Raw genomic sequence first — 18,616 nt, 5'->3', positions numbered from 1 at the left:
TTTAAACTTTAAACTGATTCATTGCGGTTGAGAGTAACTCTGATAATTGATTGAGCTTTCTTGCGTCATTAAAGCCTGATTGTGCAGATATTTGTGTTTGCACCGCAAGAGTACTGATTTGTTCAGCATCATTGAGCGCATGTGCAGTCGCTTGTGACTGTTCTTGCACTCTTTGCGCAATAAGTTCTCCTTGCTGCTGGATTTCTAGCATACTGTGCTGCGCGTTTTGTAGTACCGTGTTTGTGTTGTTTGCTGAACCCACACATTCGGCCATTTTCTTCACGCTGCGCTGCATTTTTTGCTGTGTATCGTCAGACGCTTTCTGAAGAGAGCCAATGATTTGATGTATCTCTTGTGTCTGTAACTGCGTTCTTGAGGCGAGTGTACGCACTTCATCTGCAACAACCGCAAACCCTCTTCCTTGCTCTCCCGCTCGTGCTGCTTCAATTGCGGCATTGAGTGCAAGCAAATTAGTCTGATCGGCAATATCACTAATCCCTTTGCTGACGTTACCAATATTTTGGCTATCGGTTGCTAATCGGTCTAAAGCGTTTTGATTTTCTTTAAATTCAACCTGTAAGTCTTCCATGTATTTGGCTAGTATCATGGTGTTCTTTGAGCTGTCTTTTACGTGGCCTGCTGCACTTTGTGCTATGTGCATTGCCTGAGTTGCAGAATCCTCAATAGCCTGTGCACTCTGTGACATATTACCGAGTACAGTATGAATGGTACTAACACGGTTTTGTTGTTCACTGACGTCCTGGCTTGTTTTATGGCTTGTTTGTTGTAAAGATTGCGTTGCTTGACTTAGGTCAACAGTGGTTGTTTTAACATCTGCCAGTAATTGGGTAAATGCGCTAAGTAGCGCATTATATCGTGCAGTGATAATACTCATTTCATCACTTCCAATCCTTGCCAAGCTCGCGTTTAAGTTACCATTAGCGGCTTGCTTAGCTGCATTGGCAAAACGTGTCACTCCATCAACAACGGCAAAATAAAAACCAACCAATAGGTATGCTGCACTTAACAAGCTCAATAATGATGCGACTAAAACAATGTTTCTGATCATACGCTGTTTTTGCAGCTTATCCGTAACAAGTTGTTCGAGTGTTGGGACACTTTGTGCAATCAACTTTGCTAAGTCGCGCTGAACCGCATTATAATATTTGGTAAAGTCGGTTTTAGAGATAGATAAGCTATCAGGCTCGAGCATTTTTTTATCTATGGTATTTTTGAAATTAGTCACACTGCTTTGTAGCTGCGCTAGTAAAGGTGTGAGCTTTTCGTCTACTAAAGTATTTGCGCTCGTCGCGACAATTAAAGTTTTTTGTATGTGTGCTTGGTATTGTGGGAGTGATTTTGTGACGTTTGACAACGCAATAAATGTAGCAGGAGAAAATGCATGGTCATCGAGTACTTTGTTAGCGCGCTCATTTGCTAAATTAATTTGTTTGATCAAAGCTGGAATCGGTGAGACTAATACTCTATTTAAATATGCACTGGGTAGGTGGTCATCAATGGCGAGTTGAGATTGAATGGATACTAATTCAAGAGCATCTGCGTTTTGGTTATCATCTACTGCATACCCGTAGCTTCGAGCAACCGCTGCATTGTTGTTGATGTCCCCCGAAATTTGGTTATCAAGTAAAAGGCGATAAGTTTGCAGGCCTTGGCGTTTCATCGTGGAAACTTGGATACTTTCGGTCAAAAGTGTGAGTAAGAAAAAGAGGCTCAGCGCTAATGGCACTAAAAGAATCCCAAACACTAAACTGATCTTAGTTTTATACTTCAAATTTACCATCAAGTTGATAGCAGGGGCGGTTAATTGTCGTAGTCCTGTCATGGGGTCGCTTATTTGGCAAAATCGATTTCATTAGTAAACAAGACCGATAGACTTTGCCTTTTCATTCACAAAAATTAAGCGAAAAACGAAAAAAGCCCTTACGGGCTTTTTTTATAGCAAAACAGAGGGATTAAAGTTTTGCAAATGCGCGTTCTGCAGCAGCAATCGTGTCCGCAATTTCTTGCTCCGAATGCTCAGAGCAAACAAAGCCGGCTTCAAATGCTGAAGGGGCTAAGTACACGCCTTCTTCAAGCATCAAGTGGAAGAACTTTTTAAAACGCTCTAAATCACACTGAGTTGCTTGTTGGTAAGTGGTTACTTTGTCTTGTTCAGTAAAGAAGAAGCCATACATGCCACCGGCATAATTGGTCGTCAGTGGGATGCCGGCTTTTTTAGCACCAGCTTCAAAGCCTTCACAGAGTGCTTTGCTTTTTGCTTCAAGCGCGTCATGTAGGCCATCAACATCTAATAATTCAAGCGCTTTTAATCCAGCAGCCATCGCGATTGGATTACCTGACAGTGTTCCCGCTTGATATACTGGTCCTACTGGGGCAATGTAATCCATAATCTCAGTTTTACCGCCAAAGGCACCAACTGGCATGCCGCCGCCAATAACTTTACCTAAACATGTTAAGTCTGGCTTGATGTTGTAATAAGCTTGTGCACCACCTAGTGCTACGCGAAAGCCAGTCATAACTTCATCAAAGATAAGTACTGACTTATATTCGTCACAGACTGCACGTAAGCCTTCTAAAAAGCCTTCTACAGGTGGAATACAGTTCATGTTACCTGCTACTGGCTCAACAATAATACAAGCAATCTCGTCAGCGTATTTCGCAAAGATAGCCTTAACTTCGTCTAAGTTATTAAACGATACTGTTAAGGTATGTTTGGCGAAGTCTTCAGGGATACCTGGAGAGTTTGGTACACCCATTGTTAACGCGCCAGAACCGGCTTTAACTAATAATGAGTCTGCATGACCGTGGTAGCAGCCTTCAAACTTAAGTATTTTATCACGACCAGTGTAACCACGCGCTAAACGAATCGCGCTCATTGTGGCTTCAGTGCCAGAGCTTACCATGCGGACTTTTTCAATTGATGGTACTAATTGTTTTACTTTTTCTGCCATGAAGATTTCGGTTTCGGTTGGCGCACCGTAGCTTAAACCATTTTCAACAGCGTCAAGTACCGCTTGCTTAATAGCAGGGTGATTGTGACCCATGATCATGGGTCCCCATGAACCAACATAGTCAATATAACGGTTACCATCAGCATCAAAAGTAAACGGGCCTTGTGCTTTGGTAATAAATAAAGGCGTGCCGCCTACGCCATTAAAGGCGCGAACAGGGGAATTAACGCCACCCGGAATTGATGCTTGGGCGCGGGCAAATAAATCTTGGCTAATTGTCATGAATATTCCTATTGAGTTTTCATGGTTTGTTTTGAAATAAAGTATTGCTTAACTGTTACGTTTACGGCTAAACCAAGGTACTTCAACTTCATACTTTTCAACTTTGTCTGCAACATCCAATGTTAATGCAAATAATGCCATGCGAATAAGCACGCCATTTTGTACTTGACGGAAAATAGCAAGATTATCATTACTATTTAAGTCGTTATCGAGCTCATTCGCTTCTAAGCGGCTGTCACGTGGTAACGGATGCATTAGCACTGAGCTAGGCTTACAGTGCGCGTTGTAGATTGATTGACTTATGCGGAAACCTCCGCGGTATTTATTAGCTTCTTCTTGTGATGGGAAGCGCTCTTCTTGGATACGTGTTTGATACACGATATCAGCCGCTAGGTTACCTTCCATTTTATCAACGAGTTCAATCTTATGACCTGCATTATCAACAGCGTCTAAGATGTAACTTGGCATTTGTAAGCCATCAGGTGCGACCATCGAGAATTTTATATCTTTGTAATGACACAGCAATTTAGACAGTGAATGAACGGTACGACCGTATTTCAAATCACCAACCAACGCTATATGCATACCATCTATACCTTGTTCAAAGCGATTTAGTTCACGCTCAATCGTTAATAGATCAAGTAATGCTTGCGTTGGGTGCTCGTTAGGGCCATCACCCCCATTAATTACTGGCACAGAGCAACCTGTAGCAAACTCAGTAACGGAGCCTGCATCAGGGTGGCGCATCGCGACTGCATCGGCGTAAGCAGAAATCACACGAGCAGTGTCATAGAGTGATTCACCTTTAGCAAGTGCTGAACTTTGCATGCCTGTGGTTTCACGGACAAGCCCACCTAATAAGTTAAAAGCCGTACCAAAGCTCACTCGTGTACGCGTGCTTGGTTCAAAGAATAGGTTTGCTAAGATGGCGCCTTCTAATACATTGGTGCGTTTTTGCTTTTTAGCATAGGGCTCCATTTTTTTGGCTACTGCAAAAATACGTTCAATACAGTCTCTGTCGAGCTGATTAACAGAAAGAATATTTTCACCTTGGAAACTTAACATTGAGTTATTCCTATTACATTGAAGTGGGGCGCGATCAACCATGAATCATGGGCACGCAATCGCGCGATATTATACCCAAACCACCTCAAGATGCGAGTTTCTGTATCTTGAGGTGGTTTGGGTATATAGCAAATTTTACAAGCTTGGTTTAGTTATGGCTAAAAATACAATAACAAGTAGCAGCAGAACAGGCAGCTCATTAAAAATACGATAAAAACGGTCTGTGCGTTTATTTCTATCGTGTTTAAAGTCAGCCAATAACTTAAAGCAGTAGGCATGGTATGCATATAAAACAATCACAAGCACTAATTTGTAGTGTAACCACATGCTGTACTTAAACCATTCTCGGCCATATTCTACAATCATGAGAACACCAAAAATAGTGGTTAAGAACGCAAAGGGAGTCACAAAAAAGAGCAGTCGGCGTTCCATTATTTTAAGCATTGAGCTGCAGGACTTTTCTTCAGTCATGGCGTGGTAAACAAATAGTCGAGGTAAGTAAAATATGCCCGCAAACCAGGCTATCATAAAAAATACATGCAAAGCTTTATAGATAAGTAAGGCACTCATAGTGATCTCTTTAATTTATTATAATAGGGTATTACGTATCGTTAATATGTGTCGGATTTGGTCCCAACGCATTATTCCCATAATTTGTTGGTTATCCATCAAATTATAAATGTAGACAGCGCCAGAACGCTTATCTTTTAACAGATCAAACGCATCAGCAAGCGTTGCTTGGCTACTTAGCCCCTGAAGACTTATATAATTGATAGAGATGTTTTGATCTGACATTAAACTCAAATCATACTCGGCTAATCGATAGCCGTTTTCAGCATCGTGTACAATAAGTGGTGTTTGGCTATCAAGTGCATCTAAGCTGGTTTTTATTTGTTCTTTATCATCACTGTAAAGCAGCTTAAATTGCTCGTCCATTTCTTCCATCACCCCTACTTTTTGCAGGGCCTCGGTTGCTGGTGATATTTGATATTCAAGTCCTTGGAAATCTAATTGCTGCATGAAAATAGATCTGTTGCCAAATACTTGCAGAGCAGTCACATAGGCGGTTGAAATTACCAACATGGCAGGCACTATTATTTCAGGACTCGATGTGAGTTCCATTACCGTGGTTAATGCGGCAAGAGGGGCGTGCAATGTGGCCGCTAGTAAGCCAGCCATTCCTAAAACGCTGTAAGTGCCAGCAATATCCACACCAGGGCTAATAAATTGCGCGAAAAACGCCATAAGTGTGCCCATTAAAACACCAAGCCCAATGACCGGGCCAATGATTCCGCCAGGGATACCTAAGCCGATAGCAAACAAAGTCGCTAACAGTTTTGCGATTAAGATGGTGGTTAAAAATTGCAGATCATCGGGAGATTCTATTGCTAATGTAATTGCACTCATACCAGAACCCATTGCATGAGGCACTAAATAGGCAATTCCCCCCGCAATAAGCCCTGCAAGTAATAGTCGCGGGAACATACTCAAAGGTTTAAAAGTACGGATGATCAGCATTAAGTTCTGGTTGAAAGCGAAGGCAACCGCGCCAAGAGCCATACCAAAAACAATGAGAAATGGGTAATGCCAACCTGAAAGAGGGGTAATGCTAATGAGTGCTAACTCTGATGCGTTGCCAAATACAAATTGTGTGGCGAGAGCGCCTGTGACTGCCGCGAGCATAATGGGCACAAAAATATGCACTTTATATTCCCTTAACACTACTTCCATAACAAATATTACGGCGGCTAAAGGGGTGTTAAATGAGGCTGCAATACCAGCAGCAACGCCGCATCCACTGAGGGTTCGCATTGCGTTATGGGGGAGGTGAAGTTTATCAGCGAGTAAACTTGCGCCTGTTGCCCCTAAATGCACCGAGGGTCCCTCTCGGCCAACTGAAAAGCCACTAATTAATGCCAATGCCCCCCCAACAAATTGGTTTAAGGTGTTATAAATTGGCATTTGCCCGTAATGTTTTTTTATTCGATGGATAACAAATGGAATACCTAAACGGTAATGCTTAAAGCCAGTTAGGGCTGCAAATGACGCTATTAATATTGCTGCACCAATCGGTAACAAAACACGCTCTAGTGTAGGGAGTGTTGTAAAATCGTCGGGTGTACTTAGAAATAAGCTTTGAAAAAACATGATTGTGAGGCGAAAAAATATGATTAAAATTGCCGCAATTAGCCCCGCACATACGCCCAGTAGGCATAGTTGAACAGACGTTTTAGGCTTTGCTAGTTGACGCCTCAGCGTTTCAAGCCACATGCATATTTCCTCACAGCACTTTTAAGCCGCAAGTTTACCAAAAGTGAAACCGTAAGTCCTTTTGATTTTTGAAGTATCTAGAGATATTCAATCATTTAAGCGTGGTTTAGAGCGTGACTTAACTAAACAATAAATTTATTAAGTAAGCTTTGTTGACCATTCACATTTTCGGCTAAGTTGGTGTTGGTTTCATATTGCTCTTTTGCAAACTCATCTACTTGGACGCTAATATCTTTAATATAAATTGTGTTTTTATTTATCTCTTCTATTACAGTGCTTTGCTCTTCTATCGCAGCGGCAATTTGAAAGTTTCTGTCCATGATGTCTTTTACGGACATTGAAATCACGTTCAGTGATTGATTTGCGACTTCTGTTTGCTCAACGCATTGAGATGCTTTTTGTTTGCTTTGTTCCATAGCTTGTTGAACTTTAGATGAGAATAATTGTATTTGTTCAATCATCGATTTAATTTCAGTGGTTGAACTTTGTGTTCTTGATGCCAATGTTCTTACTTCATCTGCGACAACAGCAAACCCTCGGCCTTGCTCACCCGCCCTAGCTGCTTCAATCGCGGCATTGAGTGCGAGTAAGTTAGTTTGTTCTGCAACATTATTAATAACAGACAGTATCTGTTCAATACTATTACTGTGCTCTGCAAGTTGGTTACTGAGCGCCTGTGAGTTAGATATTGAATCAGATAAACTCGCTATATCCGATGCTGTTTTCTCGAAAAGAGCTTTGCTTGAGGTGGTTGATTTATTAACTGATGTTACAGAAGAAGCTGCCTCTTGGGCGCTTGACGCTATTTCTGTAGAAGTTGTGCTCATTTGATGCATCGCAGTGGCTAGACTATCAATTAATTGATACTGTTTATTGAGTGAGCGGCTGGATTCTGTTGACAAAGATTTTGCTGCACTACTTTGCTCTTCAACGTTGTTTGCTTTCCCTATCACACCCGTAACTAATGACTGTAACGATGATAAGAACTGATTAAAACTATTTGCGACAACACCGCATTCATCTTCTGATGAGATTGTTAATCGTTGTGTTAAATCCCCCCCACCAGAGGCGATAACATTGATTGCTTGTTCAAGTTCATCCAAGGGCTTTAATAATAATTTAGCAAGCTTTCTTAGGATAAAGACACAGCAGGTGATACTAAAAATCGCTATAAGTAATGTGCGTGTCGTAAAAGCAGCTAAAGACTCATACACTTTATCTTTTTCAAGTAGCATCGCAATAGACCAATCGACTCCTGCTTCATTATTTAACGGGTAAAAATACAATAACTTTTCTTTACCATCATGATCTATATGCAGAATGTTTTTTGCATTAGCTGGGGAAGAACTGTATACAGTTTGGGTTTGCTTATTATTCAAATCTGAGGATGGGTGAGTGATTATTTTACCTTCGCCATCGACTAAAAATGCCAGGCCATTTCCATTAAAATTAATTGTATTTACGCTGTTCGCTATCGCATCTAAGCTCAAATCACCGCCAATGACGCCTTGGAAACCATTTTCAGTGTTGATGGCACTCACAACTGATAAGAGAAGTTCATTTGTTGCAGCATCAACGTACGGGGCAGTAAATAAAGTATTGTTACTATTCTTTGCTAATTTAAACCAAGGCCTTTGTCTGAAGTCAATACCTGGTGGGTTAACTCTATTTTTATCATTAGAACGCAGCGTTTTTTCATCATTCAACGTACCAAACATTAGAGAAAAATCAGTTGTTAGTGCTTTATTTTCTAAACTTGATTGAAAACTTTGTTTCGAAAAATCTGATTCAAGCTGATTTTTCAAGATGTTTATTTGTGCCGACCTGCTAATGAGCCAATTACTGATACTGTTTGATAACAATGAGGCGTTATCTTGAACATAGGCAGCTGTAGACTTACGAAGAGTCTGCTGTACGAGTAGGTAAGTGGTTGTTGCTATTAGTGAAATTACGATAAATACCACGATGCCTGAGGCGATGGAAAATTTAGTTCTGATTTTCATAAGGTTCCACTTTTAAAGAGTGCTTGGATGAACATTTTAGCTATCTAGATATAAATATAGTCTACACTTAAAAAAAGTTTAAATAGTAAGGTATGTTTATGCGAGTTAAGCTCATTTGCTTGTTGTTAACAGCCGCGAATGTTTTTTCAGTCTACGGACAAGAGGTGGGCGAGGAACAAGAGCTCAATAATTTGAAATCTGAACTTAGTCAAATAAAAGCACAATTAGCTCTCCTTGAGCCATTAATGTTGCAATTTGAAGCAATCAATCAGCGAATTAAGGTGCTCGAACAGCAGCAAAAAAATCACACAAAAATGGCTTCTAGTTCCACATCACCTCCACGTGAAACATCCCTTCCCAAATTAGAAGAACAGCAATTAAGTCAACAGGCACACGGTTTAGAAAGAGAAGCAAAAATATATGCGACATTAAGACCCACACTCGGTTATATCGACGAAAATAACGAATCGCAATGGGATGTAAGGGATGCACTTTCACACGCCGGTTTTAAATCAACGGTAGAGTTTAATGATAATTGGCAAGGGACTTTACATGGCGAGTGGGGGATTGATTTATCAAATAATGGAGATTTTGGTAAAGCTCGGCAAGTCTATGTTGCTTTAGATAGTCCTTATGGAACGGTTGGTATAGGCAAACAGCGACCTGCCCAATATTTGTTTATTGCTGAGTACGTTGATATTTTTAATCATGGTAATAGCCCATTTGCTTATGACCCAGAGAGCCTCTTTTTTGTTGATAACCTGCTTAGCTACCAGATCAGTAAAGGTCATTTTACGTGGATTTTAGTCAGTCAGTTTGATGGTGCCCAAGGGGACAATAATAGCGATCTTATTAACGGGGGTGTAAGTTATGATAAAGACAACCTTCATATTGCGATGACTTATACAAAGGTAAGTGAATACGAAGGAGAAAGGGAGCTTGACGATAATGAAATACTAGGGGGCTCATTTGCTTACACGTTTAATAGTGGGTTGTACTTAGCTTTAGGTTATCAAGATAAAAAATATAGCCGCGATTTGAGTCATGATAAACAGGGTCATACATTTGATATGTCAATGGCTTACCCTTTTGGCAAGTATTACAAAGTAAAGGCCGGTTATTTTGACTTTGATGATGGGCATTCAGCGGATAAAACTCAAAAGTTTCATGGTGCCAATCTTACCTTCGAGTGGTTACCTGCTGAAAATCTTCGATTGCATGTTGAGTTTTTGCATAGAGACTTTGAATATTTAGCGGACTTTAACTCGTTATCAATAGGGTTTAGGTATGACTATGCAGAAGTTTGGCGCTATTAATGGAGTAGGTATGTGTTTATCAAAATATGTATTATTTTTGATGGTGCTATCTACACTCACCTTCTCAGTCAAAAGCCAAACTAGCAACGTTGTAACCATATTAGCAGATGATGATTACCCTCCTTATAGCTATGTGGAAAATGGTGTATTAAAGGGGATTTACATTGAGTTGTTGAGGCGTGCAATAGCACCGTTGCAACGAGAGTATTTTGTTGAAATTATTCCAATGCCATGGAAAAGGGCCCTTTTGAGTGTTAAACAAGGGAATGTAGCCGGGATCATACCTCCTTATCGTCATTCTGAAAAACGCCCCTTTATCTCATCATACTCTATAGCATTAGGCACAGAGCATGTGGTTACTTATTGTCGTGAGAATATAGATTTAGAAAGTGCCTTAGCGCTAAAGCTGCCGTCAGAAAAACGTTTGCATTTGGGGATGAACGCCGGTTATTTATTATTAAATCAGCGCTATAAAAAGGCGATTCAATCAGGCTATATAAAATTGTGGGAAAATAAAAGTACTGAGGCTAATGTTATAAAATTACTAACAGATAAGTTAGATTGCTATGTTAATGATAGAAATGCCACGCTTTATGAGCTTGATAATATAAAAAAGAATAACCCGGAGTTGAGCCATATTCTTGTTGAAGAAAAAGATGAAATTAGTCAACAAACAGCTCATATTGGATTCAGTCAGGGTGTTGATAAAGAGTTTATTTTCAAAATGAATGACGCGTTATTAAGTGTTATGAATGAGCTTGATGTCAAAAAAAGTGAATTACTTAAGCCATAATAATCTAGAGACTAATAAGCTCAGGCTATACTTGATTAAAACACTCGGGTATTAGATAATCGCCTCTATTCGAGGAATTGAGGGGTTTGGTATGTCAGAAGAATTACCGATTAAGTTTAGCGACGCTGCAGCAGTCAGGGTTAAACAGCTAATTGATGAGGAAGAAAATCCTGATCTTAAATTACGTGTTTATGTAACCGGTGGCGGTTGTTCAGGTTTCCAATATGGTTTTACTTTTGATGAAAAAGCAAATCCAGGCGACTTAGAGATCGTAAAAAATGGCGTCACGCTGGTTGTAGATCCAATGAGTATTCAGTATTTAGTTGATGGTGAAGTTGACTATACTGAGGGATTAGAAGGCGCAAGGTTTTTTGTTTCTAATCCAAATGCGACAACAACCTGTGGTTGTGGCGCTAGTTTTAGCGTTTGACCTCGCCAATATTATGAGCCGCTAAATAGCGGCTTTTTAATTCCATATGTTGTTTATTTTAAAACATCTTAAATTCTAATCACTAAGAAACTACATTCAAGCCAGAAAAAGTAGGCTAACCACATAAAATTTTACTTTATAGATAAGCCGTTCATTAATGTGGTCTTATTTGTGTACATTTATTGTCATATTAAAGGCAGTGTCTAGCGTACTTATCGAAATAACCCTAAGGTGACTAAGTCATCACTTAAGTAATAATTGTTGTAGATAACAATACAGTTTTATTTGGTTTTTAAACTGTTCTATTTAATGAGAATTTACCCCAGGTAGGCACGCTTTGTATAAAGAAGAGCCTTATTTCTTTCTATTAATTAATTAGCTAAGGCACCTTGATAGCTTTAAATTTAATTCAATAGTATTAGGAGGAAAGTCAGGCTGTTTTTATTGCACTGCGCTTCGCGTATTAACTAATACAATAATAATGCCAACCTCTTTTTCATGTCAGGGCATTTCAAGGCGCCACTCTAGAGTATCTAATCGTTAATAAGTATGAAAAAACACCGTTAAGTATGAAAAGTAGTCACTCGTTAATTTTGAGTGACTTGAATCATTAGAATAAAAAAACCTAAGACAAGGGCTGAAAACGCTAAAATGTATATAAAGCCTTTTTTACCTTGCTTAATAGGAACACCATTTTTTTTAAGAAAAAAGTACCAAATTAAGCAAAGTACTACGGGTAATAAAAAAAGTAATCTAAACATAATGTCCTCATTTAGTTGTAAAACGTTATTTTATATTTTTAACTTGTTGATTTTATTTTCAAAAAAAATTATCTGAAAAGTGGGTTTAAAAAAATAAATTATTTGTTACATTAATAGCGCTTTAATAATTTTATATTTGCTTCGTTGCTTTATTTGCAACGCCATTGATTTGATATTTAACTTTACGTTTACCTTTTGTTGGTGCTTAAAGTTTTTTATTTCACATACTTTTATATAGTATATAATGTATCCAAGAGTGAGACGGGCAAAATTTCACTCTTATTTCATTTAACTCTAAATCATCTAGTAGGAGATGTTTTTTATGATGGGTAAAACAGTTTCTTCTGAAGAAAACTCAAAATTGACCAAATGGCTTAAAGTAAAACGCCATGAGAAAGGTCATACAATGCGTAGCCTTGCACAAGTGCTAGGTACTCCACATTCTTTTATCGGTAAAATTGAAAATCAAGAGCGTCGATTGGACGTTATTGAATTTTTACGCTACTGCGACGCATTAGAAGTAGACCCATATGAAGGTCTAGGGTTATTAAAAGAAGATTAATTCGTTAATCATTTTTTTTGCGAGTGCAAGGAAGCGCTTTCACAAGTCATCATTTATTGTGATAAGCATTTTCAAGTTCATAAAGTTTATGTCTAATTAAATATAAAAACACTAAAGATGGTAATACCATTAATGCTGTTAAAATAAAGAACAACGACCAATTTCCACCTAGCCAGTCATCTATCACTACACCACTGTAACTTGAAAGCAGCGTTCTCCCAAGATTACCCAATGATGCAAGTAATGCGTAATGCGTGGCGCTAAACGCTCTGTCACAGAGCATAGAAATAAACGCAACCATCGCAACTAAAGACCATGCTTGAGTAAAACCATCCACCACAATAGCCATCGCATACAGATGCTCTTGAGGACCAGCCAATGCAATCCAAGAAAACATTAAGTTGGATGCTGCCATTGCCACGCCGCTGATAAACAAGCCTTTGACGATACCGTATTTGTGGTTAAATATACTCCCCAAAAAAGCGAATACGATGGTGATTAGTCCAGTGCCCAGTTTTGAATAGTTGGCGATTTGAGTGTTCGAAAAACCGACCTCTTTATAAAATACAATTGACATACGGGCCAAAAAGGCTTCACCGATTTTAAATAAGAATATAAAGGCAAGCAGAGCCAAAGCCGTTTTGACGCCGTTGCGAGCGAAGAACGTCTTAAATGGATCTAAAACTGTTACGGCTAGCCAAGCAACAACTCTTGCTGATTTTGAGTGTGAGGTGCTATTGCTTGCAAGTTTTGCTTGGTAAATTCGCTCCAGTTCAGCATGAACGGCTTCACGATTTGATTTTGGCTCTTTAGCCCAAAATACACAACTCATTAGCAGAAGCATCACACCAGCTAAAAAGTAGTAAACGTGCGGCCAATCAATTGAAGGGATATCGGCCATGTAAAATGGAATCGCACCGAGTAAAGCATAGCCACTCCACCACCCTGAAGTAGCCATCGCCGCCGCAGCCGTTGCTTTGTGGCTTTCGTTTTCATCGAGGGTATCAATCCTAAAAGCATCGATGGCAATATCTTGTGTGGCTGATGCGATAGCTATTAATAAGCATAATGCAGCAGCGATAGCTAAGTGTTCTGTTATATTAAGTCCTGCTAAAAAAAGCACACCCAATAAGATAAAACCTTGGCAAAAAAGTATCCAGCTACGACGCTGACCTAACCAATTATATAAAAGTGGTAACTTTATTCTATCTACCAGAGGCGACCATAAAAAGTTGATGCTATAAGCACCAAAGACAATACCGAATAAGCCAATCATGCTACGGCTTAACCCCTCATCTTTTAGCCAAGCAGACATAACTGAGCCTATAAGTACCCATGGAAAGCCGCTGCTCATACCAAAAATGAACACGTTGATTAATCGTTTATCTTTAAAGTAGGAAAAGTATTCTGAGATAGATAAGCTGTTTGTCATAACGCCTTCATTGGCAAAATAGAATAATGGGGGGCTTATCACTAAGCCCTATTTTTTATAAAGGTGTAGGTTCTAATACTGCCATATTTAATATGACCACTGGATTTTTTGGCACAAAATCATAGCCAATTTTATCATTGAAACCAGTTTCAACTTGCATGATCTTATCTAGGGTGTCATAGCCTTCCATTACCATGCCAAAGACCGCAAAGCCCCATTCACGACCTGGGTTAAGGTGATCATTGTCATCCATGTTAAAAAAGAACTGGCGAGTACCTGAATGGGGTTGACGGTCTTGGTAGGCCATGGCAATGCTATACATATCATTTTTAGAGCCATTGCCACTTTCGTTAAATATAGGGTCACCTTCGTAAACGCCATCGTATTCTTTGTCATACCCTCCGCCTTGAATAACAAAGTCACGTTCGTTTTCTATATCACGTTCAACACGATGGAAAACAGTGCCATTGTAGCTGCCATCCGCCACATACGTTAAAAAGTTATTGACGGTAATAGGGGCTTTAGATCGATCCATCTCAATGATGATTTTGCCCATCGTTGTCGTGATCTCCACGCGTGGGAACATATTGTTTTTTTGCACAAAACGGCCTTCAGTCGCAGCGGCTAAATCTTGACTAATAAGTAATAATGCAAAAAATATTAAAATACGTTTCATATTTAACCTTCTAAAAATGCTAACAATTCAGGATCTGATACCATGCGGGTTATTAACTGTTCAGTCAACTTATTGAGTTGACCTTCAATTTTAGCTCTATCGTGACCAAAAGGCGCTTCTAAACTGGCATTGCCACGGTACGTTTTACTAAAGTTGCTGGTACTTCTAATAACGCGTAAACCCAACTCGATTTTTGCATCACTGGTGTGGCTCAGCATTTTTTCAGTAACCACGGCCTGAAGCGTGTGAATATCGACCTCAAATCGTGTTGTTGCTAGATTTGAAATGCTGGCACCATTTCGACTTAACGCACTATCAATAACGCTTTTTATTGATTCTGTTAAGCCTTGGCTCGCGATTGTTTGTGCTTTATCGTCGTTAATTAATTTTAGCGTGGCGCTATCGCCTCTTAAATCAATCACACTGGTATTTAAGCTTTGGCTGATTGAGCTTATTTTTCCGCCTTGGTATGCAGGGTTAAGAATCATTTGATTAGGTTGGCTACTACATCCGCCGAGGGCTAATAAAACACAGCAAGGTAATAGGTAGTTTTTCATAGTCATAGCATCCCATTATTTTTAGTTGCACTTAAGACAACAAACTTTTTATTTGATCCAAGTAACTGGCAATTGCCAAACATACGCTTTAGTTTGTCATGATAATCTAAATGACGGTTTCCAATAATACGTAGTTCACCACCATTCTTTAAGGTGTCTTTAGCTTGTTTAAACATTTGCCATGCAATGTGGTCAGTGACGGCTTGCGCTTGATGAAATGGTGGATTACACAATACGACATCAACACTTTCACGCTCAAAACCAGTTAAACAATCATTTTCGATAAATAAACACTGTTCAAATTTATCTTCCATATTGAATTCAACATTCAATCGCGCTGATTCTACAGCCATGTATGACTCGTCAATGAATGTCATTTCAGCATTGGGGCAGCGCGATAGCGTCATTAAACCAACCACACCATTACCACAGCCTAGATCAATTATTTTTTTTGTTTTAGTGGTTTGGGGTAAATAGTTAAAAAAGAATCGAGCACCGATGTCTAAAGAGTCTCGTGAAAATACATTTGCATGATTACTGATTGTAAAGTCAGTGCCTTCAAGCGGCCAATTAACGGGGAAGTCTGCCGCTTTGTATCCACCCTGAGCGTGGCTAATTATCAAACGTGATTTTTTTACCGCTAAACTGGTTTTCGTTTCGCCAATATATTGCTCAAAGGCTTTAATTGTCGAATTATGAATGTCTTTCGTTTTACCTGCAGCGATGACTGGCGTTCCTGGGTTAAGTACCTCACTTAACTCTGATAATTGGTATTGCATAAAGCCAAGAGTACGCGGTACTTTTAAAATAACTAAGTCAACGTCATCAGGCAAGGCAGATAAACTATCAAGCTGGCTGAATGAGTGAGTTGAAACTTTGTTCTCAGCTAAATTATACGCCGCTGCTTGATGGCTAATATAAGAGTCATTGACTGAACAAACCGTTAATCCTTGTTTAGAAAAGTAACACGATAAAGCGCCAAAGCTATCATTAAAAATTAGTAAAGAGCGACAACTAGGGTAATGTTCAGTAATATAGTCAATAAGGTATTCGTCAGCTGAATCCCAAGCTTGAAGGCTACGGTTTTTTTGATCTAATGGAAAACGTTCAAGAGTAAAGGTTGTTTCGCCGAGCTGTGCTTGCGTGGTCATAATAGTTAAGTGATCAGAATCAAATGATAGGTAAATTCTAACATGCAACGGCCAAACGCCAACCCCCAACCGCTACCAAATGGCTTTTCTTACCAAAGAAGTGCGTTCAGTGGGCAAAAAAGTCTCGATTTATTTTATTATTTGCAGAAAAACCTACCATGGCAACAGCCAATAACGACTGTGTATGGAAAAACAGGGCCTATTCCAAGGCTGCAATGCTTTATTAGTGATAGTAATATTGAATATGGCTATTCGCAGAGTAAATTAGTGGTAGAGCCGTGGCCAGATGTGCTTATGGCCATGCGAAAACGGCTAGAGCGTCATCTACAGCAGCCTTTTAACTCTTTATTGATTAATTACTATCGTGATGGCAACGACACGATGGGTTGGCACAGTGATGATGAAATTGAACTTGGCACACAGCCCACTATTGTTTGTGTCTCACTTGGCGCAGAGCGTGCATTAAAAATAAAAAACAAAGCGAGTAATATCGTTAGCGAAATTAAACTACACAGTGGCAGTTGTTTAGTTATGCATGGTGACAGTCAGCGTGATTTCCAGCACGCCATCGCCAAGAAAACGACCTTGGCACACCCTCGTATCAGTTTAACCTTCAGATACATAAAACAAACTCGCTAGCTATAATTTTGTTAGCCAAGGCACTTTGCAACTTGATATAGTAGATAGATAAATTAGTTAGTTATGAATTGGTCCATTATGTCAATGCAAGAACAAATACAAAACAAAATCGCAGATGCAATTGGTTGTAAACATCTCAATGTAGTCAATGAAAGCCATATGCACAGTCGTGGCGAAGATTCACATTTTAAAGTGATTGTTGTCAGTGAAGAGTTTAGCGGTAAACGCTTGCTACAGCGTCATCGTCAAATAAATGAAATTTTAAAAGATGAGTTGGCGAATCATATTCATGCGTTGGCAATTCATACATTCACACCCGAAGAGTTCAGTGAGCAAAGCGGTCAGGTTGCCGACTCGCCGAGTTGTTTAGGTGGCTCTAAGTTCGATTAACGGCAAGGTCTGACGGTGAATGATACTGATCAGACCTGTGTTTTTACGATTAGCCTTTAAACTAGCGCTAATTTTTATTGATATAGATATAGGATGATCAATGGTCATTAAGCCTAAAATTCGCGGATTTATCTGTACAAACGCCCACCCTGTAGGCTGTGCAGAGCATGTACAAGAACAAATTAACTATGTAAAACAACAAGGGGCATTAAAAAATGCACCTAAAAATGTATTAGTGATTGGTGCGTCTACAGGCTATGGCCTTGCATCACGCATAACAGCTGCGTTTGGTGGCGGTGCTAAAACGCTGGGTATTTTCTTTGAAAAAGAAGGAACGGAACGTAAAACAGGTTCTGCAGGTTGGTACAACACAGCGGCATTTCAAAATGCGGCGGATGAAGCAGGGCTTTGGTCTAAAAATATCAATGGTGATGCGTTCTCAAACGAAATAAAACAAAAAGCAATAGATACAATTAAAGCTGACTTAGGTAAAGTTGATTTAGTTATCTATAGCTTGGCATCTCCTCGTCGCACAGATCCAAATACGGGTGAAACGTACTCTTCAACACTTAAGCCAATTGGCGATGCGGTGACGACTAAAAACCTTAACACGTCAAAGCGTGAAATTGATGCAATAACAGTAGAAGCAGCAAGCCAAGACGATATCGACAATACCATTAAAGTGATGGGCGGTGAAGATTGGGAAATGTGGATAGACGCACTTAAAAAAGCTGATGTACTTGCTGATAACTTTAAAACAAGTGCTTACACATATATTGGCAAAGAGCTGACATGGCCAATTTACGGTCACGCTACAATTGGTAAAGCAAAAGAAGATTTAGACCGTGCAACCGTAGCTATTAAAGAGTCTACAAAAGCACTAAACGGTGAAGCGTATGTCTCTTCACTTAATGCGGTGGTTACTCAAGCAAGTTCTGCGATTCCGATTATGCCACTTTACATTTCAGCACTATTTAAAGTGATGAAAGCTGATGGCACCTATGAAGGTACAATAGAGCAAATTCATGCGCTATTTACTGAGAACTTATATGGTGAGTCACCTCGCTTTGATGATGGGGGTCATTTATTCCAAAACTACAAAGAGTTGGAAGATGATGTTCAAGCACGTATTCAAACCGTATGGGACAGCGTAACTACAGAAACAATCGATGAACTAACCGATTATGTTGGTTATCATAATGAGTTCTTGCGCCTATTTGGCTTCGGTATTGACGGCGTTGATTATGACCAAGATGTCGAGTCAGTCGCCAATATTGCAAACATGATTGACTAATTTTGTTCGATAATAAAAAAGT

17 protein-coding genes are annotated in these 18,616 nt (G+C 39.5%); 7 read left to right on the top strand and 10 right to left on the bottom strand.

The features are described from left to right. Nucleotide 1 precedes the first annotated feature (1 nt). The 6 genes from ATS75_RS09255 to ATS75_RS09230 all read right to left on the bottom strand — a co-directional run bounded on the left by ATS75_RS09255 (nucleotide 2) and on the right by ATS75_RS09230 (nucleotide 8,593). Nucleotides 2–1,843 (bottom strand): methyl-accepting chemotaxis protein, encoded by a 1,842-nt coding sequence (locus ATS75_RS09255; protein ID WP_058560158.1) that lies wholly within the window; start codon nucleotides 1,841–1,843, stop codon nucleotides 2–4. 130 nt (nucleotides 1,844–1,973) lie between these two features. Then, nucleotides 1,974–3,254: a glutamate-1-semialdehyde 2,1-aminomutase gene (gene hemL / locus ATS75_RS09250; RefSeq protein WP_058560157.1), complete on the bottom strand. Its 1,281-nt coding sequence runs from the start codon at nucleotides 3,252–3,254 to the stop codon at nucleotides 1,974–1,976. Nucleotides 3,255–3,302: 48 nt separating this feature from the next. Next, entirely contained in the window at nucleotides 3,303–4,319 is a 1,017-nt protein-coding gene (locus ATS75_RS09245; RefSeq protein WP_058560156.1) for an aspartate carbamoyltransferase, read from the bottom strand. Between the two features lie 135 nt (nucleotides 4,320–4,454). Then, nucleotides 4,455–4,889 (bottom strand): CopD family protein, encoded by a 435-nt coding sequence (locus ATS75_RS09240; protein ID WP_058560155.1) that lies wholly within the window; start codon nucleotides 4,887–4,889, stop codon nucleotides 4,455–4,457. A gap of 18 nt (nucleotides 4,890–4,907) precedes the next feature. Continuing rightward, the gene (locus ATS75_RS09235) at nucleotides 4,908–6,590 is read right to left on the bottom strand and encodes a chloride channel protein (protein ID WP_058560154.1); all 1,683 of its coding nucleotides are present in this window, start codon (nucleotides 6,588–6,590) and stop codon (nucleotides 4,908–4,910) included. A 122-nt stretch (nucleotides 6,591–6,712) separates the two neighbouring features. Further along, nucleotides 6,713–8,593: a methyl-accepting chemotaxis protein gene (locus ATS75_RS09230; RefSeq protein WP_058560153.1), complete on the bottom strand. Its 1,881-nt coding sequence runs from the start codon at nucleotides 8,591–8,593 to the stop codon at nucleotides 6,713–6,715. A gap of 98 nt (nucleotides 8,594–8,691) precedes the next feature. Between ATS75_RS09230 and ATS75_RS09225 the strand changes: the two genes are divergently transcribed. The 4 genes from ATS75_RS09225 (at nucleotide 8,692) to ATS75_RS09210 (ending at nucleotide 12,455) form a co-directional block, all read left to right on the top strand. Next, a complete protein-coding gene (locus ATS75_RS09225) occupies nucleotides 8,692–9,909 on the top strand; it encodes a porin (protein ID WP_058560152.1) in 1,218 nt (405 codons plus the stop codon). Further along, nucleotides 9,887–10,702, top strand: a complete 816-nt coding sequence (locus ATS75_RS09220; protein WP_058560151.1) for a substrate-binding periplasmic protein — start codon at nucleotides 9,887–9,889, stop codon at nucleotides 10,700–10,702. Before ATS75_RS09225 ends, ATS75_RS09220 begins: the two co-directional genes overlap by 23 nt. Nucleotides 10,703–10,793: 91 nt before the next feature. Continuing rightward, nucleotides 10,794–11,132 carry an iron-sulfur cluster insertion protein ErpA gene (erpA, locus tag ATS75_RS09215; RefSeq protein ID WP_058560150.1) on the top strand — a complete coding sequence of 113 codons (339 nt, stop codon included), beginning with the start codon at nucleotides 10,794–10,796 and terminating at the stop codon, nucleotides 11,130–11,132. Between the two features lie 1,083 nt (nucleotides 11,133–12,215). After that, entirely contained in the window at nucleotides 12,216–12,455 is a 240-nt protein-coding gene (locus tag ATS75_RS09210; RefSeq protein ID WP_058560149.1) for a helix-turn-helix domain-containing protein, read from the top strand. A gap of 49 nt (nucleotides 12,456–12,504) precedes the next feature. Here the strand turns inward: ATS75_RS09210 and ATS75_RS09205 are convergent, their stop codons facing one another. The 4 genes from ATS75_RS09205 to ATS75_RS09190 are packed head-to-tail and all read right to left on the bottom strand — an operon-like array spanning nucleotide 12,505 to nucleotide 16,271. Then, nucleotides 12,505–13,887 carry an AmpG family muropeptide MFS transporter gene (locus tag ATS75_RS09205; RefSeq protein WP_058560275.1) on the bottom strand — a complete coding sequence of 461 codons (1,383 nt, stop codon included), beginning with the start codon at nucleotides 13,885–13,887 and terminating at the stop codon, nucleotides 12,505–12,507. A gap of 55 nt (nucleotides 13,888–13,942) precedes the next feature. Continuing rightward, nucleotides 13,943–14,563: a peptidylprolyl isomerase gene (locus ATS75_RS09200; protein WP_058560148.1), complete on the bottom strand. Its 621-nt coding sequence runs from the start codon at nucleotides 14,561–14,563 to the stop codon at nucleotides 13,943–13,945. A gap of 2 nt (nucleotides 14,564–14,565) precedes the next feature. Continuing rightward, nucleotides 14,566–15,120 carry a YajG family lipoprotein gene (locus ATS75_RS09195; RefSeq protein ID WP_414858281.1) on the bottom strand — a complete coding sequence of 185 codons (555 nt, stop codon included), beginning with the start codon at nucleotides 15,118–15,120 and terminating at the stop codon, nucleotides 14,566–14,568. A gap of 2 nt (nucleotides 15,121–15,122) precedes the next feature. Then, nucleotides 15,123–16,271 (bottom strand): methyltransferase, encoded by a 1,149-nt coding sequence (locus ATS75_RS09190; RefSeq protein ID WP_058560274.1) that lies wholly within the window; start codon nucleotides 16,269–16,271, stop codon nucleotides 15,123–15,125. 42 nt (nucleotides 16,272–16,313) lie between these two features. Between ATS75_RS09190 and ATS75_RS09185 the strand changes: the two genes are divergently transcribed. The 3 genes from ATS75_RS09185 to fabV all read left to right on the top strand — a co-directional run bounded on the left by ATS75_RS09185 (nucleotide 16,314) and on the right by fabV (nucleotide 18,594). Then, nucleotides 16,314–16,910 carry an alpha-ketoglutarate-dependent dioxygenase AlkB family protein gene (locus ATS75_RS09185; protein ID WP_058560146.1) on the top strand — a complete coding sequence of 199 codons (597 nt, stop codon included), beginning with the start codon at nucleotides 16,314–16,316 and terminating at the stop codon, nucleotides 16,908–16,910. 78 nt (nucleotides 16,911–16,988) lie between these two features. Continuing rightward, nucleotides 16,989–17,300: a BolA family protein gene (locus ATS75_RS09180; RefSeq protein WP_058560145.1), complete on the top strand. Its 312-nt coding sequence runs from the start codon at nucleotides 16,989–16,991 to the stop codon at nucleotides 17,298–17,300. A 100-nt stretch (nucleotides 17,301–17,400) separates the two neighbouring features. Beyond that, entirely contained in the window at nucleotides 17,401–18,594 is a 1,194-nt protein-coding gene (gene fabV / locus ATS75_RS09175; RefSeq protein WP_058560144.1) for an enoyl-ACP reductase FabV, read from the top strand. Nucleotides 18,595–18,616 lie beyond the last annotated feature (22 nt).

The sequence above is a fragment of the Pseudoalteromonas sp. H105 genome (genome assembly GCF_001469215.1).
Taxonomy (GTDB): domain Bacteria; phylum Pseudomonadota; class Gammaproteobacteria; order Enterobacterales; family Alteromonadaceae; genus Pseudoalteromonas.
This window is presented reverse-complemented; position numbering and strand designations above follow the sequence as displayed.